At 72.2% G+C, this 26,237-nt stretch carries 23 protein-coding genes; 10 read left to right on the top strand and 13 right to left on the bottom strand.

Features of this window, described 5'->3' with window-relative positions; translation table 11 throughout:
- Positions 1–11 precede the first annotated feature (11 nt).
- Entirely contained in the window at positions 12–1,166 is a 1,155-nt protein-coding gene (locus ACZ42X_RS04100) for a glycerate kinase (RefSeq protein WP_468284017.1), read from the top strand.
- A 135-nt stretch (positions 1,167–1,301) separates the two neighbouring features.
- On the opposite strand, the gene ACZ42X_RS04095 is transcribed toward ACZ42X_RS04100, so the two are convergent.
- Together ACZ42X_RS04095 and ACZ42X_RS04090 are read right to left on the bottom strand one after the other, a co-directional pair.
- Complete coding sequence (locus tag ACZ42X_RS04095) at positions 1,302–1,595, bottom strand: SCO0607 family lipoprotein (RefSeq protein WP_468284015.1); 294 nt, start codon at positions 1,593–1,595, stop codon at positions 1,302–1,304.
- 88 nt (positions 1,596–1,683) lie between these two features.
- The gene (locus tag ACZ42X_RS04090) at positions 1,684–2,871 is read right to left on the bottom strand and encodes an RsbRD N-terminal domain-containing protein (protein WP_468284013.1); all 1,188 of its coding nucleotides are present in this window, start codon (positions 2,869–2,871) and stop codon (positions 1,684–1,686) included.
- A 179-nt stretch (positions 2,872–3,050) separates the two neighbouring features.
- On the opposite strand from ACZ42X_RS04090, the gene ACZ42X_RS04085 reads away from it, so the two are divergent.
- Genes ACZ42X_RS04085 through ACZ42X_RS04060 form a run of 6 tightly spaced genes read left to right on the top strand, consistent with a single transcriptional unit; the run spans position 3,051 to position 8,461 of the window.
- A complete protein-coding gene (locus tag ACZ42X_RS04085) occupies positions 3,051–3,848 on the top strand; it encodes an ABC transporter ATP-binding protein (RefSeq protein WP_468284011.1) in 798 nt (265 codons plus the stop codon).
- Positions 3,845–4,615 (top strand): ABC transporter ATP-binding protein, encoded by a 771-nt coding sequence (locus tag ACZ42X_RS04080; RefSeq protein ID WP_468284009.1) that lies wholly within the window; start codon positions 3,845–3,847, stop codon positions 4,613–4,615. The genes ACZ42X_RS04085 and ACZ42X_RS04080 overlap by 4 nt, the downstream gene beginning before the upstream one ends.
- Complete coding sequence (locus tag ACZ42X_RS04075) at positions 4,612–5,502, top strand: branched-chain amino acid ABC transporter permease (protein ID WP_468284007.1); 891 nt, start codon at positions 4,612–4,614, stop codon at positions 5,500–5,502. Before ACZ42X_RS04080 ends, ACZ42X_RS04075 begins: the two co-directional genes overlap by 4 nt.
- Positions 5,495–6,589 (top strand): branched-chain amino acid ABC transporter permease, encoded by a 1,095-nt coding sequence (locus ACZ42X_RS04070; RefSeq protein WP_468284005.1) that lies wholly within the window; start codon positions 5,495–5,497, stop codon positions 6,587–6,589. Before ACZ42X_RS04075 ends, ACZ42X_RS04070 begins: the two co-directional genes overlap by 8 nt.
- Positions 6,586–7,854: an ABC transporter substrate-binding protein gene (locus ACZ42X_RS04065; RefSeq protein ID WP_468284003.1), complete on the top strand. Its 1,269-nt coding sequence runs from the start codon at positions 6,586–6,588 to the stop codon at positions 7,852–7,854. Before ACZ42X_RS04070 ends, ACZ42X_RS04065 begins: the two co-directional genes overlap by 4 nt.
- A 55-nt stretch (positions 7,855–7,909) precedes the next feature.
- Complete coding sequence (locus ACZ42X_RS04060) at positions 7,910–8,461, top strand: GNAT family N-acetyltransferase (protein ID WP_468284001.1); 552 nt, start codon at positions 7,910–7,912, stop codon at positions 8,459–8,461.
- Between the two features lie 66 nt (positions 8,462–8,527).
- Here ACZ42X_RS04060 and pssA read toward each other — a convergent pair whose 3' ends face one another.
- The 9 genes from pssA to ACZ42X_RS04015 form a co-directional block, all read right to left on the bottom strand.
- Positions 8,528–9,391, bottom strand: a complete 864-nt coding sequence (gene pssA / locus ACZ42X_RS04055; RefSeq protein ID WP_355363306.1) for a CDP-diacylglycerol--serine O-phosphatidyltransferase — start codon at positions 9,389–9,391, stop codon at positions 8,528–8,530.
- On the bottom strand, positions 9,384–10,040 hold the full coding sequence (locus ACZ42X_RS04050) for a phosphatidylserine decarboxylase (RefSeq protein WP_355363238.1): 657 nt from the start codon (positions 10,038–10,040) through the stop codon (positions 9,384–9,386). Before ACZ42X_RS04050 ends, pssA begins: the two co-directional genes overlap by 8 nt.
- Positions 10,041–10,208: 168 nt before the next feature.
- Positions 10,209–11,414 (bottom strand): acyl-CoA dehydrogenase family protein, encoded by a 1,206-nt coding sequence (locus tag ACZ42X_RS04045; RefSeq protein WP_355363236.1) that lies wholly within the window; start codon positions 11,412–11,414, stop codon positions 10,209–10,211.
- 2 nt (positions 11,415–11,416) lie between these two features.
- Positions 11,417–11,929, bottom strand: a complete 513-nt coding sequence (locus tag ACZ42X_RS04040) for a MaoC family dehydratase (RefSeq protein WP_361416820.1) — start codon at positions 11,927–11,929, stop codon at positions 11,417–11,419.
- Between the two features lie 5 nt (positions 11,930–11,934).
- Positions 11,935–12,897, bottom strand: a complete 963-nt coding sequence (locus ACZ42X_RS04035; RefSeq protein WP_356645562.1) for an HpcH/HpaI aldolase/citrate lyase family protein — start codon at positions 12,895–12,897, stop codon at positions 11,935–11,937.
- Positions 12,894–14,915 (bottom strand): protein meaA, encoded by a 2,022-nt coding sequence (locus tag ACZ42X_RS04030; protein WP_468283998.1) that lies wholly within the window; start codon positions 14,913–14,915, stop codon positions 12,894–12,896. The genes ACZ42X_RS04035 and ACZ42X_RS04030 overlap by 4 nt, the downstream gene beginning before the upstream one ends.
- Positions 14,916–14,932: 17 nt before the next feature.
- Positions 14,933–16,270, bottom strand: a complete 1,338-nt coding sequence (gene ccrA / locus ACZ42X_RS04025) for a crotonyl-CoA carboxylase/reductase (protein WP_468283996.1) — start codon at positions 16,268–16,270, stop codon at positions 14,933–14,935.
- Between the two features lie 409 nt (positions 16,271–16,679).
- The gene (locus ACZ42X_RS04020) at positions 16,680–17,513 is read right to left on the bottom strand and encodes a TetR family transcriptional regulator (RefSeq protein WP_468283994.1); all 834 of its coding nucleotides are present in this window, start codon (positions 17,511–17,513) and stop codon (positions 16,680–16,682) included.
- Between the two features lie 103 nt (positions 17,514–17,616).
- Complete coding sequence (locus ACZ42X_RS04015; protein WP_468283992.1) at positions 17,617–19,398, bottom strand: 3-hydroxyacyl-CoA dehydrogenase family protein; 1,782 nt, start codon at positions 19,396–19,398, stop codon at positions 17,617–17,619.
- Between the two features lie 382 nt (positions 19,399–19,780).
- Between ACZ42X_RS04015 and ACZ42X_RS04010 the strand changes: the two genes are divergently transcribed.
- Positions 19,781–20,371: a HEAT repeat domain-containing protein gene (locus ACZ42X_RS04010; RefSeq protein ID WP_468284130.1), complete on the top strand. Its 591-nt coding sequence runs from the start codon at positions 19,781–19,783 to the stop codon at positions 20,369–20,371.
- A gap of 25 nt (positions 20,372–20,396) precedes the next feature.
- Here ACZ42X_RS04010 and ACZ42X_RS04005 read toward each other — a convergent pair whose 3' ends face one another.
- Both ACZ42X_RS04005 and ACZ42X_RS04000 read right to left on the bottom strand, forming a co-directional pair.
- The gene (locus ACZ42X_RS04005; RefSeq protein WP_468283990.1) at positions 20,397–21,968 is read right to left on the bottom strand and encodes an alpha/beta hydrolase; all 1,572 of its coding nucleotides are present in this window, start codon (positions 21,966–21,968) and stop codon (positions 20,397–20,399) included.
- A gap of 114 nt (positions 21,969–22,082) precedes the next feature.
- Positions 22,083–23,090: an Rv2578c family radical SAM protein gene (locus ACZ42X_RS04000; protein WP_468283988.1), complete on the bottom strand. Its 1,008-nt coding sequence runs from the start codon at positions 23,088–23,090 to the stop codon at positions 22,083–22,085.
- Positions 23,091–23,218: 128 nt separating this feature from the next.
- On the opposite strand from ACZ42X_RS04000, the gene ACZ42X_RS03995 reads away from it, so the two are divergent.
- Both ACZ42X_RS03995 and ACZ42X_RS03990 read left to right on the top strand, forming a co-directional pair.
- On the top strand, positions 23,219–23,662 hold the full coding sequence (locus tag ACZ42X_RS03995; RefSeq protein WP_468283986.1) for an SRPBCC family protein: 444 nt from the start codon (positions 23,219–23,221) through the stop codon (positions 23,660–23,662).
- Positions 23,663–23,904: 242 nt separating this feature from the next.
- A complete protein-coding gene (locus tag ACZ42X_RS03990; RefSeq protein ID WP_468283984.1) occupies positions 23,905–26,232 on the top strand; it encodes an MFS transporter in 2,328 nt (775 codons plus the stop codon).
- Positions 26,233–26,237 lie beyond the last annotated feature (5 nt).

The following is a 26,237-nucleotide window of genomic DNA, read 5'->3' as shown; positions in this document are numbered from 1 at the left end:
GGGATGCAAGGGTGACGGACGGAGCAGTAACTGAGGCCGCGCGTGTACTCGTCGCGGCTGACAAGTTCAAAGGTTCGCTCACGGCCGTACAGGTCGCGGAGCGGGTGACGGCCGGGCTCCGGCACGTCGTCCCCGGGCTCGAGGTGGAGACCCTGCCCGTAGCCGACGGCGGCGACGGCACGGTCGCGGCCGCCGTCGCGGCCGGGTTCGAACGGCGTGAGGTACGGGTGACCGGCCCGCTCGGCGAGCCGGTGACCGCCGCGTACGCGCTGCGCGACACCACGGCGGTGGTGGAGATGGCGGAGGCCTCCGGCCTCCAGCTGCTGCCCGAGGGTGTCTTCGCGCCGCTGACCTCCACCACGTACGGCTCCGGCGAGCTGCTCGCCGCCGCGCTGGACGCGGGCGCGCGCACCATCGTCTTCGGCGTGGGCGGCAGCGCCACCACCGACGGCGGCGCCGGCATGCTCGCCGCTCTCGGCGCCCGCTTCCTCGACGCGGACGGCAAGCCCGTCGGCCCGGGCGGCGGCGCCCTGCGCGACCTCGCGACCGCCGACCTGTCGGGTCTCGACGCCCGCTTCGAGGACGTGGAGCTGGTCCTCGCGAGCGACGTCGACAACCCGCTGACCGGCCCGAAGGGCGCGCCCGCCGTGTACGGGCCGCAGAAGGGCGCCTCGCCCGAGGACGTGGCCGAGCTCGACGCGGCCCTCGCCCACTTCGCCGAGGTCCTCGCCGACGCCATCGGCCCCCGGGCCACCGAGCTCGCCGCCTCCCCGGGCGCGGGCGCGGCCGGCGGCATCGGCTACGGCGCGCTGGTCGGCCTCGGCGCGAGCTTCCGCGCCGGCATCGAGGTCATGCTGGACGTCCTCGGCTTCGGTCCGGCGCTCGACCGCGCGACCCTCGTCATCACCGGCGAGGGCTCCCTCGACGAGCAGACCCTCCACGGCAAGGCCCCCGCCGGTGTCGCGGCGGCCGCCCGCGCCGCCGGCATCGAGGTCGTCGCGGTCTGCGGCCGCCTCGCCCTCCAGCCCGAGGCCCTCGGCCGGGCCGGCATCCGCCGCGCCTACCCGCTGACGGACCTGGAGCCGGACACGGCGAAGTGCATCGCCGAGGCGGGACCCCTGCTGGAACGCCAGGCGGCGAACATCGCCCGCGACTTCCTGTCGTAACCCCTCACCGCACGCGTACCGCCCCCGGACCGGCATCCGCCGGACCCCGGGGGCGGCGGCGTACCCGGGGGAGGTCGCCGACCGGTACGACGAAGCGATCGCCGCGCTCGCCGACTTCCGGGAGGTCCTCGGCCTTCAGCCCGTCGGCTGCGGGACGATCCGGCCCCGCTCGTCGAGGGTCTTGTCGTCCCAGTAGCGGTCCCACTCGTCGTTCAGGTACTCCGGGACCTTGCCCTCCGGGTAGCGGGCCCAGCCCTCCCCGGGCTCCTCGCCGTCGGGGACGCAGTCGCCGCCCGAGTTGTTCACGGCGAGCACGGGGTAGTGGTCGGGCAGGCAGACCCGCTCCCGGTAAGCGCAGCCGGTCAGCAGCAGTGCCGCGACGGCGCCGGTGAGGGCGAGGCAGGGGAGGGTGCGGCAGTAGGGCGGCATGGGCGGCGGGGGCCTTTCTCGTCGGTGTGCTCCCAGTGTCGGTACCCCGCCGGGCCGGGCGATGAGTACACGTACTCAAACCGCGTACTCACCCCGCCGTCAGGCGGAACGCGTCCAGGGCCAGCGTCATCTCCGTGAGGTCCCTCGGCCGCGACAGCGACCGCGAGGTGAGCTGCTCCAGGCGGCGCAGCCGGTTGAAGACCGTGTTCCGGTGGCAGTACAGGCGGCTCGCCGCCCGCCCCGCCGAGCCCTCGCAGTCGAGCCACACGTCGAGGGTCTCCAGCAGCACCGCCCGGTCCGCCGGGTCCAGGTCCAGCAGCGCACCCAGGACCTCGGAGACCAGCAGGGACGCCAGCTCCGGCTGGCTGACCACCAGCGCCCCGGCCATCCGCCGGTCCAGCCGGGCGAGGGACGGGGCGTCGGGCGGGCAGGTGCGCAGCGCCAGTTCCGCCAGGCGCCGCGCCCTGCCCAGCTCCGTCAGGCCCGACACCACCGGGCTGACGCCGCCGGGGCCCGGGCAGCGGCCCTCCATCAGCTCCACCAGGGCGTCGAGCCCCGTGCCGTCCGCCAGCGACACCACGCCGATCTCGCAGTCCGTCCGCATCCGCCAGACGAACCGCAGCCCCGGCCCCGCCAGCCGCCGGTGCGCCACGTCCCGCCGCTCGGTGCGCAGCACCACCACGGCGTACCGCCCCCGCTCGGGCAGGTCCAGGCCCGCCGCGGCCCGCGCCGAGACCTCCGGCGACCGGCCGCCGTCCAGCAGGGCGTCGAGCAGCGCCTGGAGCTGCTCGTCGGTACGGCGCCGCAGCTCCCGCTCGGTGACGCGGTACGCCTCCGACGCGGTGTCCGTCTGCGCGTCCACCGCCGACCACACCATCGTCGCCGCCTGCATCAGCGCGGCGAGGCGCCCCGCGTCCGCGCCCGCGTCCTCCAGCAGCGCGTCCCACACCAGGTGCCCGGCGAGCCGGTAGGCGTGCACCACCAGCTCCAGCGGCAGCCCCTGCTCGGCGCGCCGCCGCCCCAGCCACTCGGCGTGCTCCAGGTCGCGGCGCGGCGCGGCCCGTGGCGCCGAGATCATCTCGATGCCGATGCGCATCGCGTCGCGCGCCTCCTGCCAGTGCTGGTCGTAGCCGATGACCCGCTCGTACGCGGGGGAGTGCGCGTGCAACTCCCGCAGGTGCCGGTCCACCAGCTCCGGCAGCCGCTCCAGCAGCGTCGTACAGGCCTGGCCGAGCAGCTTCCAGTCGTCTCCGGTACGTGGTCCACGGGCTCCCATGGCCGGAGGATGCCACCTCCGCACCCCATCCGGCATGCCCCTGACACGTGGTGTTGTGCGCGTGCACAACCCGCCGCCGCGCCCGCTGGGCACCGGCAGCGATTCGGACGGCCCACGTGGACGGGGGACCCGCCCCGGTGCTGGGGTGAGCGCCACCGAACAAGCATCGAGGGGGTTCCATGAGTGCTGCCGCCCTGCGGGTGCGGGGTCTGACAGCCGGGTACGGCAAGGTGCGGGCCCTGCGCGACGTCTCGCTGGACGTACCGGAAGGCACCGTCGTCGCCGTCCTCGGCGGCAACGGCGCAGGCAAGTCCACCCTGCTGCGGGCCCTGTCGCGCACGCTGGCCTTCCACGGCGGCGCCGCCACCGCCGGCACCGTCACCTTCGCCGGCCGCCCCCTGCACGGCCTGCCGCCCGACCGGGTCGTCGCCGCCGGGCTGTGCCACGTACCCGAGGGCCGCCAGGTCTTCGCCCGCATGACCGTCGAGGACAACCTGCGCGCGGGCGCCCTCGCCGCGAGCAGAGGCACGAAGGCGGAAGCCCTGCGCCGCGTCCACGCCCTCTTCCCCGTCCTCGCCGAACGCGCCCGCCAGCGTGCCGGCCTCCTCTCCGGCGGCGAACAGCAGATGCTCGCCGTCGCCCGCGCCCTCATGGCCTCCCCGCGCCTGCTCCTCCTCGACGAGCCGTCCCTCGGCCTCGCGCCCCTGATGGCCGCCCGGATCGCCGGCACCCTCCGCGAGATCCACGCCCAGGGCACCTCCGTCCTCCTCGTCGAGCAGAACGCCGCGCTCGCCCTGCGCCTCGCGACCCACGCGTACGTCCTCGAAGTCGGCGAGGTCACGGCCGCGGGACCCGCCGCCGAGCTCGCCGCATCCGACGAGATCCGCCGCCGCTACCTCGGCGTCGTGGACGAGCGGGCGGCCGACGACCCGTCACCCGCCCACGCCCGGCGGCTGGCCCCCTGGGAGGGGGCGTGACCATCCTCGAAGTCCGCGACCTCACCGTACGGTTCGCCGGCCTCACCGCCCTCGACGGCGTCGGCTTCACCGTCCGCCCCGGCACCGTCCACGCCGTCATCGGCCCCAACGGCGCCGGCAAGTCCACCACCTTCAACGTGCTCTCCGGCGTCTACCGCGCCACCTCCGGCAGTGTCCGCTTCGACGGCCACGAGCTCACCGGCCTGCCCCCGCACCGCATCGCCGCCCTCGGCGTCGCCCGCATCTTCCAGAACCTGGCCCTGCCGCCCCGCGCCACCGTCGCCGACGCGCTGATGCTCGGCCGCCACCGCCTCACCCGCGCCGGGTTCCTCGCCACCGGGCTCCGGCTGCCGTCCGCCACCCGCGAGGAGGCCCGCCACCGCGCCCGCGTCCGCGAGATCGCCGACTTCGTGGGACTCGCCGACCGGCTCGACCAGCCGGCCGCCTCCCTCCCGTACGGGCAGCAGAAGCTCGCCGAACTGGCCCGCGCCCTGTGCATGGAGCCCAGGCTCCTCCTCCTCGACGAGCCGGTCGCCGGCATGACCGCCGACGAACGCCGCCGCACCGCCGCCGTCATCGCGGGCGTCCGCGACAGCCTCGGCATCTCCATCGTCCTCGTCGAACACGACATGGGCGTGGTGATGCGCCTCGCCGACACGGTCACCGTCCTCGACTTCGGCCGCCGCATCGCCGACGGCGCCCCCGCCGACGTACAGAACGACCCGGCCGTCGTCCGCGCCTACCTCGGAGAGGACACCGCCGAGTGACCACCTTCACCGAACTCCTGCTCAACGGGCTCTCCCTCGGGTCCGTCTACGCCCTCATCGCGCTCGGTTTCGTCGTCATCTTCCGCGCCACCGAGGTCGTCAACTTCGCCCACGCCTCCCTGCTCCTCGCGGGCGGGTACGTCACCGCCGTGCTCCACGAGCGTCTCGGCTTCTGGCCCGCGCTCGCCGCCGGGATCGCGGGCGCCGCGCTCGTCGGCGCCGCCGTCGAGTTCCTGGTGATGCGCCGCCACCGGGGCGCCGACCACAGCGTCCTCGCCATCGTCACCATCGGCGTGGACATCCTCCTCACCACCGAGCTCACCCGCCGCATCGGTACGGACGTGCTCGCCCTCGGCGACCCGTGGGGCGACGCGGTGGTGAGCCTCGGCCCGGTCACCCTCGCCCAGACGCGGATCGCCGCGTTCCTCGCCGCCGCGCTGCTCATCACGGCGTTCCTGCTCGCCTTCCGGTTCACCTCCTGGGGCGTCGCCATGCGCGCCGCCGCCGAGTCCCCGTCCACGGCCGCGCTGATGGGCGTACGCCTCGGGCGGGTCTCGCTCGGCGCGTGGGCGGTGGCCGGGGGCCTCGCCGCCGTCGCGGCCCTCTTCCTCACCGTCTTCCCCACACCCGGACTGGAGCGCTCCACCTCCCTCGCCGCACTCAAGGCCTTCCCCGCGGCCATCCTCGGCGGCCTCGACTCCACCACCGGCGCGCTCGTCGGCGGGCTGCTCGTCGGCGTCACCGAGTCCCTCGCCACCGGCTACCAGAGCGACCTGGCCTTCCTCGGCCGCGGCATCGGCGACCTGGCGCCCTACCTCGTCATGGTCGCGGTCCTGCTGATCCGCCCCGCGGGGCTCTTCGGGACGAAGGAGCTCGCGCGTGTCTGACACCGTCTGGAAAAGGCGCTCGAAGAGGCTCACCCGCCCGCGTACGTACGCGTGGGTACTCGCCACGGCCCTCCTCCTCGCCCTGCCCTTCTACCTCGACCGCTTCTGGCTGCAGGCCGGCCTCTTCGCCATGGCCGCCGCGATCGGCGCCGTCGGCATCAACCTCCTCACCGGCGCCACCGGGCAGCTGTCCATGGGGCACGCCTTCTTCCTCGCCGTCGGCGCGTACGGCTACTGCGCCCTCGCGGGGGACGGCACCGACGGGCTCGCCGGACTCGGCCTGCCCGGCTGGCTCGCCGCCGTCGGCGCGGTGGCGCTGGCGGGCGCGGCCGGCGGGCTGTTCAGCCCGATCGCGGGGAGGCTGCGCGGGGCGTACCTCGGCATCGCCACCCTCGCCCTGATCTTCATCGGGCAGCACGTGCTGTTCAACGCCCACGACCTGACCGGCGGCTTCAACGGCCGCGCCGTCCCGCCGCTCAGCCTCCTCGGCGTCACCTTCGACGACACCGAGCTCCTCGTCGCGGCGGTCCCGTTCGGCGCCGCCGAGAAGCTCTGGTACCTGGGACTGGCGCTGCTCGCGGCCGCCGCCCTCTTCGCCCGCGGCGTGCTGCGCGGCAGGCCCGGGCGGGCGCTCAACGCCATCCGGGACCACCGCATCGCCGCCGGGGTGCTGGGCATCCCGGTCGCCCGCTACCGGGCGGCGGCGTTCGTGCTGTCGTCGATGTACGCCGGGCTCGCCGGGGTGCTGCTGGCGCTGGTCTTCCAGCGGACCGTGCCCGAGTACTTCGGCATGCTCCTCTCGCTGGAGTACCTCGCCATGATCGTCATCGGCGGTCTCGGCTCGGTGGCGGGTGCGGTGGCCGGCGGCGTCTTCGTCTCCCTGCTGCCGCAGCTGTTGAACCGCTACAGCGACGCCCTGCCCCTGGTCTCCGCCCCCGGCACGGGCGGCGTCGCCCCGGGCGAGGCCGCGCGCTACCTGTACGGCGCCGCCGTCGTCGCGGTGGTGCTCTTCCTGCCCGGCGGCCTGGCCGGCCTTGCCGCCAAGCGTCCCGTACGACCCTCAGGTACCCCAGCGGAGGAACGATGACCATGCTCAGACACCGGCGGCTCGCCGCCGCCCTCACCGCGCTCGTCGCCCTGACCGCCGGAGTCGCGGGATGCAGCTCCAAGGCGAAGACCGGCACGCAGGGCGCGGCCGGCGCCGACGGCGTGAAGACCGGCGAGGGCGTCGACGCCGAGACGATCCGGCTCGGCGCGCTCACCGACATGACCGGCGTGTACGCCACCCTCGGCAAGAGCATCACCCAGGCCCAGCAGCTGTACGTCACGCAGCTCAACGCCGCGGGCGGCGTCTGCGGCCGCACCGTGGAGCTCACCGTCCGCGACCACGGCTACGACCCGCAGAAGGCGCTCGCCGGGTACACCGAGCTGGAGCCGAAGGTGCTGGGCTTCCCGCAGTTCATCGGCTCGCCGTTCGTGGCCGCCGTCAAGCAGCGGATCGACGGGGACAAGGCGCTCGTCCTGCCGCAGGCCTGGTCGGCCGAGCTGCTCGGCAGCCCGCACATCCGGGTGATCGGCACCACGTACGACATCGAGACGATCAACGCCGTCGACTTCCTGATGAAGGAGAAGGGCCTGCGGAAGGGCGACAAGCTCGGCCACGTCTACTTCGAGGGCGACTACGGCGAGAACGCCCTCGAGGGCTCGCAGCACATGGCCGGGCAGGCCGGGCTCACGGTCGTCGAGCAGAAGGTCAAGCCGACCGACAACGACATGTCGGCGCAGGTCGCGGCGCTCAAGCAGGCCGGGGTCAAGGCGGTCCTCCTCAGCACGGGCCCGCGCCAGGCCGCCTCCTTCGTGGGCGTCGCCGCGGCCGTGAAGCTCGCCGTGCCGGTCATCGGCAACAACTCGGCCTTCTCCCCGCAGCTGCTGGCCACCCAGGCCGGGCCGGCGCTTCAGAAGGCGTACTACGTCGCCACACCCAGCCTGCCCATCGGCGCCGACACCCCGGCCGCCCGCAAGCTGGTGGCGGACTACCGCGCCGCCTACCCGAAGGACTCCCTCGACAACGGCGTCGTCGCCGGCTGGTCCGCGGCCCAGGTCTTCGGCGAGGCCCTGAAGAAGGCGTGCGCGGCCAAGGACCTGACCCGCGAGGGCGTCGGCAGGGCCCTGCTGACCCTGAAGGCCCACGACGCGGGCTTCGGCATGACGCACGACTTCTCCGACCCCAAGGCGCCGTCGTCCCGGCAGAGCGCCATCCTCCAGCCCGACAAGACCGTGCCCGGCGGGGCCAGGGTGGTCCGGCAGCCGCAGGCCGCCGAGGCCGCGCAGGGCTTCACCCCGGGCGGCTGACCGGAGGGGAGGCCCCCGTCACCGCGCCGAAACCCGGGCGTGTGAAGCTCGCCCCATGAGTGATCACCCCGACCCGCAGCACCGCATCGAGCCCCTCACCGCACGGCGGATCCACGCCGACGCGGCCGAGGGGCTCGCCGCGCTCCTGGTCGACGCCGTCGACGGCGGCGCCTCCGTAGGCTTCCTCGCCCCGCTGAGCCCCGCGGAGGCGGCCTCCTGGTGGCGCGGCGCCGCCGAGGAGACCGAGCGGGGCGTACGGACCGTCTGGGCGTCGTACGGGCCCGACGGCACGGTCTCCGGCACGATCAGCCTGGTCCGGGCGGGCCTGCCCAACCAGCCGCACCGCGCCGACGTCGCCAAGCTCCTGGTGCACCGCGCGGCCCGGGGCCGGGGGCTGGGCCGCCGCCTGCTGGAGACGGCCGAGCGCGCGGCCGCCGCCGAGGGCCGCACCCTGCTGGTGCTGGACACCGAGACGGGCAGCGGCGCCGAGAGCCTCTACCGGAAGGCGGGCTGGACCCGGGCCGGCTCCATCCCCGGCTACGCCCTCACCCCCGACGGCGTCCCGCACCCGACGACGTACTACTACAAGGTCCTGGACCGGCCCTGAGCACAGCGGAAGGGCCCGGGTGCTTGGGGAAGCACCCGGGCCCTTCTCACATCCGTACGACGGGGACTACGGCAGCTGCGCCGCCCGCGCCTCGCGGCTCACGCGCCGGTTGTCGCGGAAGGTGTTCACCCGCCGGGCCGTCGCGAAGAGGGGGATCACCGCGCCCAGCACGACCTGCAGCGCGCAGCCGGTCTGGAGCAGCAGCTGGCCGCCCGGCGCGTCGAACGCCCACGCCGCCAGCAGACCCATCGCCCCGACGATCCAGCTGAGCATCGCCACCGCGAGGATGCCCCGCGGCTTCGGGTACTCGACCCGGCTGACCATCAGCCACGCCGTGCCGATGATCGCCAGCAGCGTCGGGATGAACGGCAGCTCCAGCAGCACGATCGACACGACCGTCAGCGCGCCGAACGGGGACGGCATGCCCTGGAACATGCCGTCCTTCATGGTCACGCAGCTGAATCTGGCGAGCCGCAGCACCACCGCCAGCAGCACCACGATCGCGGCCACCGCCGAGACCTTCTGGTGGGCGTCGTCCGCGACCATCCCGTACACGAGTACGAAGTACGCCGGGGCGAGCCCGAAGCTGATCAGGTCGGACAGGTTGTCCAGCTCCGCGCCCATCGGCGAGCTGCGCAGCTTGCGCGCCACCAGCCCGTCGAAGAGATCGAAGATCGCCGCGAGGAGCATCAGGATCACGGCCGTGGCGGCGCTGTGCCGCGCCATGCCGGTCTCCTGGCTCCCGGTGAGGTGCGGGATCAGGATGCCGGTGGTGGTGAAGTACACCGCCATGAAGCCGCACGTGGCGTTGCCCAGCGTGAGGGTGTCCGCTATTGAGAGACGCAGCGACAGCGGCATCTCCTCGGCTTCCTCCACGATGTCCGCCTCGGCGTCGGCCACCCAGTCGGCCCGTGTGTCGGGATCAATCACGGTCAATTCGAGTCACCCCCGCGGTCGTGGTCTGACCGACCTCGACTGCGACGTCGACACCTTCCGGAAGGTAGATGTCAACGCGCGATCCGAAGCGGATCAGACCGATGCGCTCGCCCTGCTCGACCTTGGTCCCCTGCGGGACGTACGGCACGATGCGGCGCGCGACCGCACCCGCGATCTGCACCATCTCGATGTCACCGAGCTCGGTGTCGAAGTGCCAGACAACGCGCTCGTTGTTCTCGCTCTCCTTGTTGAACGCCGGCACGAAGCCGCCGGGGATGTGCTCCACCGACGTCACCGTGCCCGCCAGCGGGGCGCGGTTCACGTGGACGTTCAGCGGGCTCATGAAGATGGCGACCCGGGTGCGCCCGTCCTTCCACGGCATGATGCTCTGCACCACCCCGTCGGCGGGCGAGATGACCCTGCCCTGCGCGATCTCGCGCTCGGGGTCGCGGAAGAACCACAGCATGCCCGCCGCGAGCGCGGTGGTGGGCACGGCGATGGCCGCGGCACGCTTGGAACGGCGCGCGCGGGCAAGACTGAGTGCTGCGGTGGCGACGGTCGGCAGAAGCCACGGCGATGCTCCGCGAGCGATACGCACGCCAAATCGGCTGTCGCGAGGTGCAGAGGTTTGGCTGTGGGGCATGGATGACCTTCGTAGCGGATGATGCCGCGCGGATGCGGGGGACGGCGGCTTTTCGGCGATGCTATCGGTTGCGGGCCGCAACTGGGCAAGCCAGAAGCCGAGTCGGCGGCCGGAAGAAGATGACAGGGTGTGATCTTCTTCGCGGCCGAACCGACCGAAAAGCGACAATCAACCCTGGAACCGGTACTCCTCGAGCAGCCGACGCCCAATGATCATTTTCTGGATTTCGGCGGTACCTTCACCGATCAGCAGCATCGGAGCCTCTCGGTAGAGACGCTCGATCTCGTACTCCTTCGAGAACCCGTAGCCACCATGGATACGGAAGGCATCCTCCACGACCTCTTTGCAGTACTCGGAGGCGAGGTACTTCGCCATCCCTGCTTCCAGGTCGTTTCGCTCCCCGGAGTCCTTTTTGCGAGCTGCGTTGACCATCATGGCATGAGCGGCCTCGACCTTGGTAGCCATTTCGGCCAGCTTGAACTGGATCGCCTGGTGCTGAGCGATCGGCTTCCCGAAAGTGTGACGTTGCTGGGCATACGAGACACCCAGCTCGAAGGCACGCTGCGCGACGCCACAGCCACGTGCCGCCACGTTCACGCGTCCCACCTCGACGCCGTCCATCATTTGGTAAAACCCTCGGCCGGTGACCCCGCCGAGCACGCGATTGGCCGGAATGCGCAGTCCGTCCATGATGAGCTCGGTGGTGTCGACCCCCTTGTAGCCCATCTTGTCGATCTTCCCCGGGATGGTCAGGCCGGGCCGGACCTCTCCGAAGCCGGGCTCCTTCTCCACGAGGAAGGTCGTCATCGACTTGTGGGGCGCGGTGCCCTCGGGGTGTCCTTCGTCACTTCGGACGAGGACGGCCACGAGCGTGGACGTTCCGCCGTTCGTGAGCCACATCTTCTGGCCGTTCAGAACGTACTCGTCGCCGTCCTTGACCGCCTTCGACGTGATCGCCGACACATCGGAGCCGAGCCCCGGCTCCGACATCGAGAAGGCGCCCCGCACCTCGCCGGCCGCCATCCGGGGCAGGAAGGTGTCCTTCTGCTCCTGCGTGCCGTGCTGCTTGAGCATGTACGCGACGATGAAGTGGGTGTTGATGATGCCCGAGACGGACATCCAGCCGCGCGCTATCTCCTCCACGCACAGCGCGTACGTGAGCAGGGACTCGCCCAGCCCCCCGTACTCCTCCGGGATCATCAGGCCGAAGACACCCAGCTCCTTCAGACCGTCGACGATCGCCTGCGGGTACTCGTCGCGGTGCTCCAGCTCCGTGGCGACCGGGATGATCTCCTTGTCGACGAAGTCCCGGACCGTGGAGAGGATCTCCTGCTGGACATCGGTCAGACCGTGGGTCTGGGCGAGTCGGGCCATGGCTACTTCTCCTGCACCTTCGGTTCCGGGCGGCCCGGCTGCTCGCCGCCGCGCTCCTTGATGTACTGCTCGGTCGGCACCATCACCTTGCGGCGGAAGACGCAGACCAGCGTGCCGTCCTGCTTGTAGCCCTTGGTCTCGACGTACACGATCCCGCGGTCGCTCTTCGACTTCGACGGCGTCTTGTCGAGGACGGTGGTCTCGCCGTAGATGGTGTCGCCGTGGAAGGTCGGCGCCACGTGGCGCAGCGACTCGATCTCCAGGTTGGCGATCGCCTTGCCGGAGACGTCCGGCACGGACATGCCCAGCAGGAGCGAGTAGATGTAGTTGCCGACGACGACGTTCTTCCCGAAATCCGTCGTCTTCTCCGCATAGTTCGTGTCCATGTGGAGGGGGTGGTGGTTCATCGTCAGCAGACAGAAGAGGTGGTCGTCGTACTCGGTGACCGTCTTCCCGGGCCAGTGCTTGTAGACGGCACCGACTTCGAACTCTTCGTAGGTACGGCCGAACTGCATGGTGCTCACGCCTCCGGGGCTTCGAACTTCGACGTACGGGTCATGCCGGCGGCGCGGCCCTTGCCGGAGATGACGAGCGCCATCTTGCGGCTGGCCTCGTCGATCATCTCGTCGCCGAGCATCGCGGAGCCCTTCTTGCCGCCCGCCTCGGACGTGTAGTACTCGTACGCGTCCAGGATCAGCTCGGCGTGGTCGAAGTCCTCCTGGGAGGGCGAGAACACCTCGTTCGCCGCGTCGACCTGACCCGGGTGGAGCACCCACTTGCCGTCGAAGCCGAGCGCGGCGGCGCGGCCGGCGACCGCGCGGAAGCCGTCCACGTTCTTGATCTGAAGGTACGGGCCGTCGATCGCCTGCAGATCGTTGGCGCGGGCCGCCATCAGGATCTTCATCAGGATGTAGTGGTACGCGTCCGCCGGGTAGCCGGGCGGCTGCTCGCCGACGACCAGCGACTTCATGTTGATGGAGGCCATGAAGTCCGCCGGGCCGAAGATGATCGTCTCGATGCGCGGCGAGGCCTGCGCGATCGCGTTGACGTTGTTGAGGCCCTGGGCGTTCTCGATCTGCGCCTCGATGCCGATCCGGCCGACCTCGAAGCCCATCGTCTTCTCGATCTGGGTGAGGAGGAGGTCCAGCGCCACGACCTGCTCGGCGGTCTGCACCTTCGGCAGCATGATGCAGTCGAGGTTCGGGCCCGCACCCTCGACGACCGTGACCACGTCGCGGTACGTCCACTCGGTGGTCCAGTCGTTGACCCGCACGACCCGGGTCTTGCCCGTCCAGTCGCCCTCGTTGAGGAACTTGACGATGGTGTGCCGCGCCTCCGGCTTGGCGAGCGGCGCGCACGCGTCCTCCAGGTCCAGGAAGACCTGGTCGGCCGGCAGCCCCTGCGCCTTCTCCAGGAAGCGCGGGTTGGAGCCGGGGACCGCCAGGCAGGAGCGGCGCGGGCGGAGACGGTTGACGGTCGTCATGCGGGGACCTCCGTGGTTTCTACAGGGTTGAGCTTGTTCGCTGTCCGGATCTCGTCGACGATACGTCCGATGATCTCGGTGATACCGAAGTCCTTCGGGGTGAAGACGGCGGCCACGCCCGCCCGCTTCAGTTCGGCGGCGTCGGCGTTCGGGATGATCCCGCCGACGATCACCGGGATGTCCGACGCGCCGGCCTCACGCAGCCGGGCCAGTACGTCGGGGACCAGCTCGGCGTGCGAGCCGGACAGGATGGACAGTCCCACGCAGTGCACGTCCTCCGCCAGGGCGGCGTCCACGATCTGCTCGGGCGTCAGCCGGATGCCCTGGTAGACCACCTCGAAGCCGGCGTCCCGCGCACGCACCGCGATCTGCTCGGCGCCGTTGGAGTGCCCGTCCAGGCCCGGCTTGCCGACCAGCAGCCGCAGCCGCCCCGCGCCCAGCTCGGACGCCGTCCGCGCCACCTTCTCGCGTACGGCGGCGAGCGGGGTGCCCTCCTCGGCGGCGACCGCCACCGGCGCGGACGACACGCCCGTCGGCGCCCGGAACTCGCCGAAGACGTCCCGCAGTGCCCAGGCCCACTCCCCGGTGGTGACGCCCGCGCGGGCGCATTCCAGGGTCGCGGGGAACAGGTTCTCGTCCCCGGCCGCCGTCGCCTTCAGCCGGGCCAGGGCCTCCTGGGCCCGGCCCTCGTCGCGGTTGTCGCGCCACTCGTGCAGCTTCGCGACCACGCGCGCCTCGTTGGCCGGGTCCACCGTCATGATCGCGGTGTCCAGGTCGGCGGTGAGCGGGTTGGGCTCGGTCGTCTCGAAGATGTTGACGCCGACGATCTTCTCCTCGCCGGCCTCGATCCGGGCCCGCCGCTCGGCGTGCGAGGAGACCAGCTGCGACTTGAGGTAGCCCGACTCGACGGCGGCCATCGCGCCGCCCATCTCCTGGATCCGCTCGATCTCCGCGAGGCACTCGGTGACCAGGGCGTCCACCTTGGCCTCGACGACGTGCGAGCCGGCGAAGATGTCGTCGTACTCCAGCAGGTCGCTCTCGTGGGCCAGCACCTGCTGGATGCGCAGGGACCACTGCTGGTCCCAGGGGCGGGGCAGGCCCAGGGCCTCGTTCCACGCCGGGAGCTGCACGGCACGGGCTCGGGCGTCCTTCGACAGCGTCACGGCCAGCATCTCCAGGACGATGCGCTGGACGTTGTTCTCCGGCTGCGCCTCGGTCAGCCCGAGCGAGTTCACCTGCACGCCGTAGCGGAACCGGCGCTGCTTGGGGTCCTCGATGCCGTACCGCTCGCGCGTGATCGTGTCCCAGATGCGGCCGAAGGCGCGCATCTTGCACATCTCCTCGATGAAGCGGACGCCTGCGTTCACGAAGAAGGAGATCCGCGCGACGACGTCGCCCTTCCGCTCCTCGGGCACCTGCCCGGAGGCGAACACCGCGTCGAGGACGGCGATCGCCGTGGACATGGCGTACGAGATCTCCTGGACCGGAGTGGCGCCCGCCTCCTGCAGGTGGTAGCTGCAGATGTTGATCGGGTTCCACTTCGGGATGTGGTTCACCGTGTAGGTGATCATGTCGGTGGTCAGGCGCAGGGACGGACCCGGCGGGAAGACGTGCGTCCCGCGCGACAGGTACTCCTTGACGATGTCGTTCTGCGTCGTCCCCTGGAGCCTGGTGATGTCCGCGCCCTGCTCCTCGGCGACCACCTGATAGAGCGCCAGCAGCCACATGGCGGTGGCGTTGATGGTCATGGACGTGTTCATGCGCTCCAGCGGGATGTCCTGGAACAGCCGGCGCATGTCACCGAGGTGCGAGACCGGGACCCCGACCCGGCCCACCTCGCCGCGGGCGAGGATGTGGTCGGGGTCGTACCCGGTCTGCGTCGGCAGGTCGAACGCGACCGAGAGGCCGGTCTGGCCCTTGGCGAGGTTGCGCCGGTACAGCTCGTTCGACGCCTCCGCCGTGGAGTGACCGGCGTACGTCCGCATGAGCCACGGCCGGTCCTTCTGACGCTCTGTCATCTAGGAAACCTCAGACCTCAGACGTTACGGAAGCGGTTGATGGCGTCGATGTGCTGGTCCCGCATCTCCTGGTTCTTCACGCCCAGGCCCTCCTCGGGGGAGAGGCAGAGCACGCCGACCTTGCCCTGGTGGAGGTTGCGGTGGACGTCGTACGCGGCCTGGCCGGTGTCCTCCATCGCGTACACCTTCGACAGGGTGGGGTGGATCTTGCCCTTGGCGATCAGGCGGTTGGCCTCCCACGCCTCGCGGTAGTTGGCGAAGTGGGAGCCGACGATCCGCTTCAGCGACATCCACAGGTAGCGGTTGTCGTACTCGTGCATGTAGCCGGAGGTGGAGGCGCAGGTGGTGATGGTGCCGCCCTTGCGGGTGACGTAGACGCTGGCGCCGAAGGTCTCGCGGCCGGGGTGCTCGAAGACGATGTCGATGTCCTCGCCGCCGGTGAGCTCGCGGATGCGCTTGCCGAAGCGCTTCCACTCCTTGGGGTCCTGGGTGTGCTCGTCCTTCCAGAACCTGTAGCCCTCGGCGTTGCGGTCGATGATCGCCTCGGCGCCCATCGAGCGGCAGATGTCGGCCTTCTGGTCGCTGGAGACGACGCAGATGGGGTTGGCGCCGCCGGCCAGCGCGAACTGGGTGGCGTACGAGCCGAGGCCGCCGCTGGCGCCCCAGATGAGCACGTTGTCGCCCTGCTTCATGCCGGCGCCGTTGCGGGAGACCAGCTGGCGGTACGCGGTCGAGTTGACCAGGCCCGGCGCCGCCGCCTCCTCCCAGCTGAGGTGGTCGGGCTTGGGCATCAGCTGGTTGGACTTGACGAGGGCGATCTCCGCCAGGCCGCCGAAGTTGGTCTCGAAGCCCCAGATGCGCTGCTCGGGGTCCATCATCGTGTCGGAGTGGCCGTCGGGGCTCTCCAGCTCCACCGACAGGCAGTGCGCGACCACCTCGTCGCCCGGCTTCCAGGCGTTGACGCCGGGGCCGGTGCGCAGGACGACGCCCGCGAGGTCGGAGCCGATGATGTGGTACGGCAGGTCGTGGCGCTTGGCGAGCGGCGAGAGCTTTCCGTACCGCTCCAGGAAGGCGAAGGTCGAGACCGGCTCGAAGATCGACGTCCACACGGAGTTGTAGTTCACCGAGGACGCCATGACGGCCACCAGGGCCTCGCCCGGACCCAGTTCGGGCAGCGGCACGTCGTCGACGTGCAGCGACTTGCGCGGGTCCTTCTCGCGCGTGGTGAGACCGGCGAACATCTCGGTCTCGTCCTTGTGCACGGTCACCGCGCGGTACGACTCGGGGAGCGGCAGTGCGGCGAAGTCGGCGGTCGTGGTGTCCGGCGACTGGATCGCGTCCAGGATTTCCTTCACGGTGTTGCCTCCGGCGAAGAAGCGTCTTTGAGGGGAAGACGCTGGGTTGAACGTCGGGGAAGTGCTGCTGGGAGGTGTGCCGTCGGTTCGGCGGGTGGTGCTCGGCTTGGCAGCGCTGGGTGGTGCGCGAAGAGTGCCTGTGACGCAGGCGTCCGGGCGCGCGACAACGATGTTGTGCGGGGACAGCCGGCGTACGAGAAGTTCTCTGCACGCCGGCCGCCCGGACAACATCAACGTATGACACCGCGTGCCAGGCCGCAAGACACTGAGTGCCAACAATTTCTCTCAGATGTCATCTGCCGGTCACAGATGAGCGATGATCGATCGGGCGCAGGGTTTTCCGGCATGCCAAACGCCCGCCGGGCTCGACGGTGACGTCGAGCCCGGCGGGCGTGGGGAAGGAGAGCGGCTAGCCGTGTTCCTTCAGGGTGCGCTCGATGCTGCGCATGATCTCCTCCAGCGGCGCGTCCGTGCGGGCCACCGTCACCAGCACGTCGCCGGTGGTGCTCGCCGTGGCGGCCGGCGTCGGGACCGGGGCGCCGCCCGCACCGGAGCGGCCGGCGCCTATGCCGGTGCCGAAGGTCTCCCGCACGATCGCGAAGGCGTGGTCCAGCTGCGCCTCCACGTCGCCCTGGCCGCCGGCCCGCAGCCAGCGGCGCAGCACGTGGTTGTGCGCCGTGACCACCGCCGACGCGGCCACCTCCGCCAGCAGCGGGTCGTCGTTGCCGTCGTGGTGGTCGCGTTCGTCGAAATGGCCCAGCAGATAACGCGTGAACAGCCGTTCGTAACGGGCCACCGAGGCGATCTCGCGCTCCCGCAGGGTGGGTACCTCGCGGGTGAGGCGGTAGCGCGCGACCGAGACCGAGGGGGACGCCGCGTACATCTTCATGACTTCCTTGATGCCCCGGCAGACCGTGTCCAGCGGGTGCTCGTGCGGCGGGGCGGCGTTGAGCACCGCCTCGGCGCGCACCAGGGTGTCGTCGTGGTCGGGGAAGATCGCCTCTTCCTTGGAACGGAAGTGGCGGAAGAAGGTCCGGCGGGCGACCCCCGCCGCGGCGGCGATCTCGTCGACCGTCGTCGCCTCGTACCCCTTGGTCGCGAACAGTTCCATGGCCGCGGCCGCGAGCTCACGGCGCATCTTGAGCCGCTGCGCGGCGGCGCGGCTGCCCGCGGCACTCTCCGGGGCGTCGGACGAGGAGGCGGCACGAGGGGGTCGGCGGGCGGCATCAGCGGGCTGGGACATGACCTGAACGTACTGCATCGGTGCAGGAGACCGCGCCTGTGGGGCCGGGCTGCCCGACCGCTCGGCCGCCCCGCCGAGCAGCCCGCCCCACTCCCCGTACGGCTCAGCGCCGGGCATATTCGCGGAAACCGCGCCCCGTCTTCCGGCCCAGGCAGCCGGCCGCCACCAGGTGCTCCAGGAGGGGGGCCGGCGCCAGGCCGGGGTCGCGGAACTCGCGGTGCAGCACCCGCTCGATGGCGAGCGAGACGTCCAGGCCGACCACGTCCAGCAGCTCGAAGGGACCCATCGGGTAGCCGCCGCCCAGCCGCATCGCGGCGTCGATGTCGTCGAGCGAGGCGTAGTGGTTCTCGACCATCTTGATCGCGTTGTTCAGGTACGGGAAGAGCAGCGCGTTCACGATGAAACCGGCCCGGTCACCGCAGTCCACCGGGTGCTTGCGGATCTTCGCGGTCACCTCGCGGACGGTGGCGTGGACGTCGTCGGCGGTCAGCACCGTACGGACGACCTCCACCAGCTTCATCGCGGGCGCCGGGTTGAAGAAGTGCATCCCGATCACGTCCTGCGGGCGCGAGGTGGCGCGCGCGCAGGCGACCACGGGCAGGGAGGAGGTGGTGGTGGCGAGCACCGCGCCCGGCTTGCAGACCTTGTCGAGCGTGGCGAACAGCTGCCGCTTGACCTCCAGGTCCTCGGCCACCGCCTCCACGGCGAGGTCGACGTCGGCGAAGGCGTCCAGGGAGCCGGCGGGGGTGACGCGGGCGAGCGCCTCGTCGGCCGCCTCGGCGGTCAGCCTGCCCTTCTCGACGGAGCGCGCGAGCGACTTCGCGATGCGCCCCTTGGCCGTCTCGGCCTTCTCAAGCGAGCGGGCGGCCAGGACCACGGCGTACCCGGCCTTCGCGAAGACCTCCGCGATGCCGCTCGCCATGGTGCCGGAGCCCGCGACGCCGACGGAGCGGACCTCGCGGACCTCGCCCGTGGCGGCCGTCTCCGAGGGCGTGAGCGCGTCGCGCACCACGACGCCGCTGCCCGGCTCCTCGTACGTGTAGAAGCCCCGGCCCGCCTTACGGCCCGTCAGGCCTGCCTCGCTCAGGTGCCGGAGGACCGGCGCGGGGGCGTGCAGGCGGTCACCCGACTCGGCGTACATCGCGTCCAGGACCGTACGGGCGGTGTCGATGCCGATCAGGTCCAGCAGGGCGAGCGGGCCCATCGGCAGGCCGCAGCCCAGCCGCATCGCGGCGTCGATGTCCTCGCGGGAGGCGTACTTCGACTCGTACATCGCCGCGGCCTGGTTCAGGTAGCCGAAGAGGAGGCCGTCGGCGACGAAGCCGGGCCGGTCGCCGACGGCGACGGGCTCCTTGCCCAGCTGGTGGGCGAGGTCCGTGACGGCGGCGACGGCCTGCGGGGCGGTCAGCACCGAGGACACCACCTCGACCAGCTTCATCGCCGGGGCCGGGTTGAAGAAGTGCAGGCCCAGCACGCGCTCGGGGTGCGCGGAGTCGGCGGCGAGCCGCGTGACCGACAGGGCGTTGGTGCCGGTGGCGAGGATCGCGTCCGGGCGGACGATGCCGTCCAGTTCCCGGAAGACCTGCTGCTTGAGCTCGTACGACTCGGGCACGACCTCGATCACGAGGTCGGCGTCGGCGGCGGCCCGGAGGTCGGAGAAGGTGCGGAAGCGGGCGAGGATGTCGCGCCGCTCCTCCTCGGTGATCCGCTCACGGGCCACGGAGCGGGCGGTGGCGGCCTCCAGGCAGCCGACGGCGCGGCGGGCGGCGGCCTCGCTGACGTCGATGCCGATGACCTCACGGCCCGCCCGGACGAGAACCTCGGCGATGCCGGAGCCCATCGTGCCCAGACCGACGACGGCGATGGTGGAGAGAGGGGTGTCCATCACGGGACTCCAGGGATGAGTGACGACTGAATGAGGGGCGCGGGCGCGCACGGCGGCGATGCGTGCGGTGCGGTGCCTCGCGGAGCGCGTGCGTTCTCGGCGTGAGCGCGAGTGCACATGCGGGTGCGTTCGCGCTGCCGCGCGTCGCGCGCGGGTCGCGGTGGAGAAGCGACGGACCCTGTCCCGGAGCCACGTCGTACAGAAGTGCCAGGTGTGCCGAACCGACGGACACGGCGCTCGCGGCGGCTGCGTCACCAGGCCGCCGTGAGTGCGTTCGCGGGTGTGTCCCGCTCACTTGAGATTAACCGGCGGGTAACGAGCGCGCCAGTCCTGGGACTCCCCGGACCATGTGACGCTCGCTACGCTGACGGCCATGACGGCCGTGGATGAGGAGTTCCGCTCGCTCGTGGACCGGTTGCGGGACGAGGCGGAGGGGGCGGGCGCGTCGGACGCGTACGAACGGCTCGTCGCCGTCGACGACCCGGAGGAGCTCGCGGCGGTGCTCACGCGGGGCGGTCAGCCGCTGTGGGCGCGCGAGCTCGCGGCGTTCCGGCTGGGGCTCGCCGGTGACCGGCGCGCCTTCGAGGCGCTGGTGCTGCTGCTGAACCACCGGGACCCGGAGCGCTGCGTCTCCGCCGCGTACGCGCTGGCGCGGCTGGGTGATCCGCGGACGGCGCGGGCCGCCGCCGCGCTCGCCACCAACGAGCTGCGCGTCGCCTACGCGCTCACGCCGGTACGGCTGTTGGCCCGGCTGCGGGCGCCCGAGTCCGTACCGGCGCTGGTCACGGTCCTGGAGCGGCGCCTCGCCGATCCGGCCGACCCGTACTGGCGGGTGGCGGTCGCCTGCGCGGAGGGCTTGGGCGCCTTGGGCGACGCCCGCGCCCGGCCGGTCCTCGAAGCGGCCCGCCTCCGCCCGCGCCTGGCCCCGGCCGCCACGGAGGCGCTCACGCGCCTGGAGCGGCCGGGGCCGTAGGGGGTGTCGTCTTGATCAGCCCTGGTCAGACGCGGTGGGCCGGGTGGGGGAGCGGGGCGGCCGCGCGGGCCGTCCGGGGGCTCGGCTCCGGTGTCGCCGCGCAGACCGCGTCCGCGTCGGCGGCCGCGCCGGTGCCGGTGACCGTGGCGCGGGGGACCTCGCCGGTTTCCAGGTAGCGCGCCAAGTGGCCGTCGAGGCAGGCGTTGCCGGCCAGGGTGATCGCGTGGTTGCCGCCGCCCTGTTCGACGATCAGGCTGGAGCCGCGCAGCGCGCGGCGGACGCTGACGCCGCCGCCGTACGGCGTGGCGGCGTCCTCCGTCGCCTGGAAGAGCAGTACCGGGGGCAGCGCGTCGTTCGCGATCTCCGGCGGGGTCGCCGACCCGACGGGCCAGAAGGCGCACGGCGCGTTGTACCAGGCGTTGTTCCAGGTGGAGAAGGGCGCCTTGGCGTGGACGGCCCAGTTGTCGCGGTGCCACAGGCCCCAGTCGCGGGGCCACGCGGCGTCCCGGCACTGCACCGCCGTGTAGACCGAGTAACCGTTGTCGTCCGTGGGGTCGGCCGCCGCCAGCGACTCGAAGGCCGACACGAGGGGCGCGGTGTCCTTCTCGTTGGCGTACGCGGAGAACGCCTCGGCCAGCGTCGGCCAGAAGCCGTTGTAGTACCCGCCCGGCAGATAGGTGTCCTCCAGCTCGGCCGGGCCCACCTTCCCCGCCGCCGGGGCCTTCGCCAGCGCGGCGCGCATCGCGTACCAGCGCGCCTCGACCTTCGCCGGGTCGGTGCCCAGGCGGTACGTCGCATCGTGCCGCGCGACCCAGGCCAGGAACGCCTTGTGGCGGGCGTCGAAGGCGAGGTCCTGCGCGAGGTTGGCGTCGTACCACACCGCCTGCGGGTCGACCACGGAGTCCAGCACGGCCCGCCGCACCCGCTGCGGGAAGAGCTTGGCGTAGACGGCGCCGAGGTACGTGCCGTACGAGTAACCGAAGTAGTTGATCTTCTCCGCACCGAGGGCCTGCCGGATCACGTCCAGGTCCTTCGCCGCGCTGACCGTGCCCATGTGGTGCAGCAGGGTGCCGTACTTGTCGTCGCACGCCCGCGCGAAGGACGCGGCCCTGGTGAGGTTGGTGCGCTCGGTGTCGAAGTCGCGGGGCAGGGAGTCGGGGCGTACGGGGGCGAAGTAGCCCGGCTTGCAGTCGAGCGCCGGCTTGCTCGCGCCCACGCCGCGCGGGTCGAAGCCGATGATGTCGTACTGCGCGGCGACCTCGGCGGGCAGCGACGCCGCGACGAACCCGGCCATGGTGAGCCCGCTCGCGCCCGGGCCGCCCGGGTTGACGAGCAGCGGGCCCTGCGAGGTCTTCGCGGTGTGCGGGATCCGCGACAGCGCCAGCGTGATCTGCTCGCCGCCCGGGTCGTCGTGGTCCAGCGGTGCCCGGACCGTCGCGCACTGGAGCTTGGGGTACTGCTTGGTGGCGCACGCCTTCCAGCTGGGCGCCGCGGCTCTCGGCTCGGGGGTTCTGGGCTCCGCCATGGAGGGGACGGCGGTGACGGCGCCCGCCATCACCGCCCCGGCGGCGATCAGCACTGCGGCGCGTTTCTGCATATGGCCTCCCGAGCCGGACGGAACGGTCCCTCGGCGGATCGTCCCCGCAATCCGGCCCGGAAGTCGGCTTCCGGTCAGACTTGACCCGATCAGAGGATCTGATCAGAAGTCCGTTCACAACAGGGTGAGCTGGGTGGGCTCCTCGGCGACCGGGACGGGGGGCGTCTCACCCCGGCGCCGGCCGGGCCCGATGCCGAACTCGTCGGCGAACTCGTGCACCTGACGGGTGATCCGGCGCTGGTACCACTTCGGGGCGTAGGCCCCGTCCGCGTACAGCCGCGCGTACCGGCCCACCAGGTGCGGGTGGTGGCGGTGCAGCCAGGACATGTACCACTCGCGTGCGCCGGGCCGCAGGTGCAGGGCGAGCGGGGTCACGGAGACCGCCCCGGAGGCGGCGATCGCGCGGACGGTGGCGCGCAGCTGGTCGGGGTGGTCGCCGAGGAACGGGATGACCGGGGCCATCAGCACCCCGCATTCGACGCCGTGGTCCGTGAGGGTCCGTACGACGTCGAGGCGGCGTTCGGGCGCGGGCGTGCCCGGCTCGACGGTGCGCCACAGCTCGTGGTCGGTGAAGCCGACCGAGACCGAGATGGAGACGTCGGTGACCTCGGCGGCCTGGAGGATGAGCTCCAGGTCGCGCAGGAGCAGGGTGCCCTTGGTGAGGATCGAGAACGGGTTCGCCCGGTCGCGCAGGGCGGCGATGATGCCCGGCATGAGCCGGTACCTGCCTTCCGCGCGCTGGTAGCAGTCGACGTTCGTGCCCATCGCGATGTGCGCGCCCCGCCAGCTCGGGGCGGCGAGCTGACGGCGCAGCAGGTCGGGGGCGTTGATCTTCACCACGATCTGCGAGTCGAAGCCGAGTCCGGTGTCGAGGTCGAGGTAGCTGTGCGTCTTGCGCGCGAAGCAGTACACGCAGGCGTGGGTGCAGCCCCGGTAGGGGTTGACCGTCCATTCGAACGGCATGCGCGAGGCGCCGGGAACCCGGTTCACGATCGAACGGGCCCGCACCTCGTGGAACGTGATGCCCCGGAACTCGGGCGTGTCGAAGGTACGGGTGGTCACGGCGTCCGTACCGAACAGCACGGCGTCGGCGGAGCGGTCGCTCAGATGGTCCCAGCGCATGGGCCAGAGAATAGAACAATTGTTCCCATGATCGCTTGCGCCCTGTCCGTGGGGCCCTCGATTTGGGCGTGTCCGGTCCAAGTGGTTGGCTGGGTCCCCCTTATGGAACGAGTGCTGGAGGACAAGGCATGGCGCAGGTCGAGGCCACGACGGAGCGGGTCATCGCGGCGGACGCGGAGACGGTGTTCGACGCGCTGGCCGACTACAAGGACACCCGCGCGAAGCTGCTGCCCCAGCACTTCAGCGAGTACCAGGTGCGCGAGGGCGGCGACGGCGAGGGCACCCTCGTCCACTGGAAGCTCCAGGCCACCAGCAAGCGCGTCCGCGACTGCCTGCTGGAGGTGACCGAGCCCAGCGACGGCCGCCTGGTGGAGAAGGACCGCAACTCCTCCATGGTCACCACCTGGACCGTCACCCCGGCCGGCGAGGGCCGCTCCCGGGTCGTCGTCACCACCGTCTGGAACGGCGCCGGCGGCATCGGCGGCTTCTTCGAGCGCACCTTTGCCCCCAAGGGCCTGGGCCGCATCTACGACGAGGTGCTCGCCAAGCTTGCCTCCGAGGTCGAGAAGTAGAGCCTCGGGCCAAGGCCACCGGTACGGGTCACCGATTCGGGTGATCTTGCCGTCCGCTCCTCGGCGTTGCGTACGCCGGGGAGCGCGGCAAAGCCCCTGATGGCCGGGGGCCGCCCCCTCTCCCACGCCCGCCGTCACCCCAATTGGGCGGCTTGCTCCCGCTGAGCGCGCAATGCGAAGAATGGCGCCGCGCAGGCGTCCGAGCGGACGCCGGAGCGGACGCGACGGAGGGGAGCAGGTTCGTGGGTGGGATCACGCTGACCGATGACGAGCAGGCGGCCGCTCCGGAGGACGCGCCGCCACCCGGTCCGGACCACCCGGCCGACGCCCCCGCGCAGCGGCACGTCCGCCTCGTCTTCACCGCGCTCGTGCTCGCGCTGCTCCTCGCGGCGCTCCAGCAGACGGCCGTCGTCCCCTTCCTGCCGCGCATCGTCGACGAACTCGGCGGCGGCGCGCGGTCGGTGTGGGTGGTCGTCGCCCCCGTGCTGGCCGCCGCCGTGACCCTGCCCGTCCAGGGCCGGCTCGGGGATCTGCGCGGCCGCAAGGGCGTCTTCCAGGCGGCCCTCGTCCTCTTCGTGGCCGGGTCCGCGCTGGCCGGCTGGTCGCGCACCATGGACCAGCTCATCGCCTGCCGCGCCCTGCAGGGCGTCGGCGCCGCCGGGTTGCTGGCCGGCGCGCACGCGATCACCGCCGACCTCGTTCCCGCCCCGGCCCGCGCCCGCTTCCTGGGCGTGCTCGGCGCGGTGCTCGGGGCCGCCGCCGTGGCCGGGCCGCCGGTCGGGGAGGCCGTGCGGGTCTCCTGGCGCTGGATCTTCTACGCCAACGCCCCCCTGGGCCTGCTGGTGCTGATCGTCGTCGGCGCCGGGCTGAGGCCGCTCCGGCCGCTCCGGCCGTCGTACGCGGACGAGCGCCGCCGCTTCGACGTCCTCGGCGCGCTGCTGCTGGGCACCGCCTCCACCTGCCTGGTGCTGCTGGCCACCTGGGGCGGTACGCGGTACGCCTGGGACTCCCGCGTCATCCTCGGCCTCGCCTGCGGCGCCGCCGGAACGCTGCTGCTCTCCTTCGTCGCCGGGCACTACGCCGCCGAACCGCTCGTGCCGCTCGGGCTCGCACGCCCCCTCCTCGTCAGCGGACTCGTGGGCGCGCTGACCGGCACGGCGCTGTACGCGGCCGCCGCCTGGCTGCCGGTGCTCCTCGGGCCGCGGGGCGCGCTGCCGCCGCTCGTCCCGCTCGCGGGCGGCATCGTGCTGGGCTCGCTGGTCTCCGGACAGCTCATCGCCCGCACCGGGCACCACCGGATCCACCCGGTGTTCGGCTGCGCCGTCGCCGCCGTCGGCACGGGGCTGCTCTCCCGCCTCGAACCCGGCACGCCGGTCCTCGACCACAGCGTCTGGCAGGCCGTGCTCGGCACCGGCGTCGGTCTGGCGCTGCCCGCGCTCGTCGCCGCCGTCCAGCAGGCCGCGCCGCGCGCCGACCTCGGCGCCGCCACGGCCGCGCACTTCCAGGTGCGGCTGCTCGGCGGCTGCCTGGGCGCCGCCGCCGTCTCCACCCTGGCGGGCGACGGAGGCGTCCAGGGACACGGCGGTATGACGCCGCGGTTCTTCCTCGTCGTCCTGGTGCCCGTACTCGCGCTGGGCCTGTTGCTCGCCTGCTTCCTCAAGGAGAAACCGCTGGTGTCCCAGAACGCCCCCACCGCGTCGACGGCCTCCGTTCCCGCGGCCCGCACCGCCGCTCCCGCTCCCGACCTCGGCCCCGCTCCCGCTTCCGCTTCCGACGGGGCCGTCTGGCCTTCCTCGCCGTACGGCTCCGGCGTGCCCGTCTGCGGCGCCGTCCAGCACCACGACGGCAGCTGCGTACCGCGCGCCGCCCTCACGCTCGTCGACGGGCAGGGGCGGCAGGTCGGGCGCGGGGCGAGCGGCGACGACGGCCGGTACGCGCTCAGCGTGCCGGGGCCCGGGGCGTACGTGCTGATCGCCGCGGCCCCCGGGCACCAGCCGCAGGCCGTGAGCGTCACCGTCACCGCGGGCGACCGGCCCGTCGAGCTCGACATCGCGCTCGGCGGCGCCGGGCGCCTCGCCGGAACCGTGGTCACCGCCGACGGCACGCCCGTACGGGACGCCGCCGTCACCCTGACCGACGTACGCGGCGAGGTCGTCGCCGCCACGCGCAGCGGCCGCGACGGCGGCTATGTGATGGCCGCGTTGGTCGCGGGGGAGTACACCCTGGCCGCGAGTGCCCCGGACTTCCGGCCCGTCGCCCTGCCGGTGAGCGTGCACGCCTCCCGCGAGACCCGGCAGATCATCGAGCTGGCCGGCGGCGCGATGCTGCGCGGAACCGTACGGACCACCGGCGGCCGCCTCGTGGAGGACGCGCGCGTGACGCTGCTCGACGCCGCGGGCAACGTGGTCGACACGCTCACCACGGGCCCCGACGGCGTCTTCCGCTTCGCGGACCTGTCGTCCGGCGCGTACACGGTCATCGCCTCCGGCTACCCGCCCGTGGCGACGGTGCTCCAGGTGGCGGGCGGCGGGCGCACCGAACGGGACCTCCAGCTGGGGCACGGCGACTGACGACG

The sequence above is a fragment of the Streptomyces sp. NPDC030862 genome, assembly GCF_055571835.1.
Note: the sequence above shows the minus strand (reverse complement) of the source record. Positions and strands in the feature narration are given on the sequence as shown.

Excerpts from the sequence above, each read along its gene's own strand:
- ACZ42X_RS04020 (WP_468283994.1), bottom strand. The coding sequence starts at position 17,513 with ATGTCCCAGCCCGCTGATGCCGCCCGCCGACCCCCTCGTGCCGCCTCC.
- ACZ42X_RS04090 (WP_468284013.1), bottom strand. The coding sequence starts at position 2,871 with ATGGGAGCCCGTGGACCACGTACCGGAGACGACTGGAAGCTGCTCGGC.
- ACZ42X_RS04015 (WP_468283992.1), bottom strand. The coding sequence starts at position 19,398 with ATGGACACCCCTCTCTCCACCATCGCCGTCGTCGGTCTGGGCACGATG.
- ACZ42X_RS04000 (WP_468283988.1), bottom strand. The coding sequence starts at position 23,090 with ATGCGCTGGGACCATCTGAGCGACCGCTCCGCCGACGCCGTGCTGTTC.
- ACZ42X_RS04035 (WP_356645562.1), bottom strand. The coding sequence starts at position 12,897 with ATGACGACCGTCAACCGTCTCCGCCCGCGCCGCTCCTGCCTGGCGGTC.
- ACZ42X_RS04005 (WP_468283990.1), bottom strand. The coding sequence starts at position 21,968 with ATGCAGAAACGCGCCGCAGTGCTGATCGCCGCCGGGGCGGTGATGGCG.
- ACZ42X_RS03995 (WP_468283986.1), top strand. The coding sequence starts at position 23,219 with ATGGCGCAGGTCGAGGCCACGACGGAGCGGGTCATCGCGGCGGACGCG.
- ACZ42X_RS04030 (WP_468283998.1), bottom strand. The coding sequence starts at position 14,915 with ATGACAGAGCGTCAGAAGGACCGGCCGTGGCTCATGCGGACGTACGCC.
- ACZ42X_RS04085 (WP_468284011.1), top strand. The coding sequence starts at position 3,051 with ATGAGTGCTGCCGCCCTGCGGGTGCGGGGTCTGACAGCCGGGTACGGC.
- ACZ42X_RS04040 (WP_361416820.1), bottom strand. The coding sequence starts at position 11,929 with ATGCAGTTCGGCCGTACCTACGAAGAGTTCGAAGTCGGTGCCGTCTAC.
- ACZ42X_RS04065 (WP_468284003.1), top strand. The coding sequence starts at position 6,586 with ATGACCATGCTCAGACACCGGCGGCTCGCCGCCGCCCTCACCGCGCTC.
- ACZ42X_RS04095 (WP_468284015.1), bottom strand. The coding sequence starts at position 1,595 with ATGCCGCCCTACTGCCGCACCCTCCCCTGCCTCGCCCTCACCGGCGCC.
- ACZ42X_RS04050 (WP_355363238.1), bottom strand. The coding sequence starts at position 10,040 with ATGCCCCACAGCCAAACCTCTGCACCTCGCGACAGCCGATTTGGCGTG.
- ACZ42X_RS04060 (WP_468284001.1), top strand. The coding sequence starts at position 7,910 with ATGAGTGATCACCCCGACCCGCAGCACCGCATCGAGCCCCTCACCGCA.
- ACZ42X_RS04045 (WP_355363236.1), bottom strand. The coding sequence starts at position 11,414 with ATGGCCCGACTCGCCCAGACCCACGGTCTGACCGATGTCCAGCAGGAG.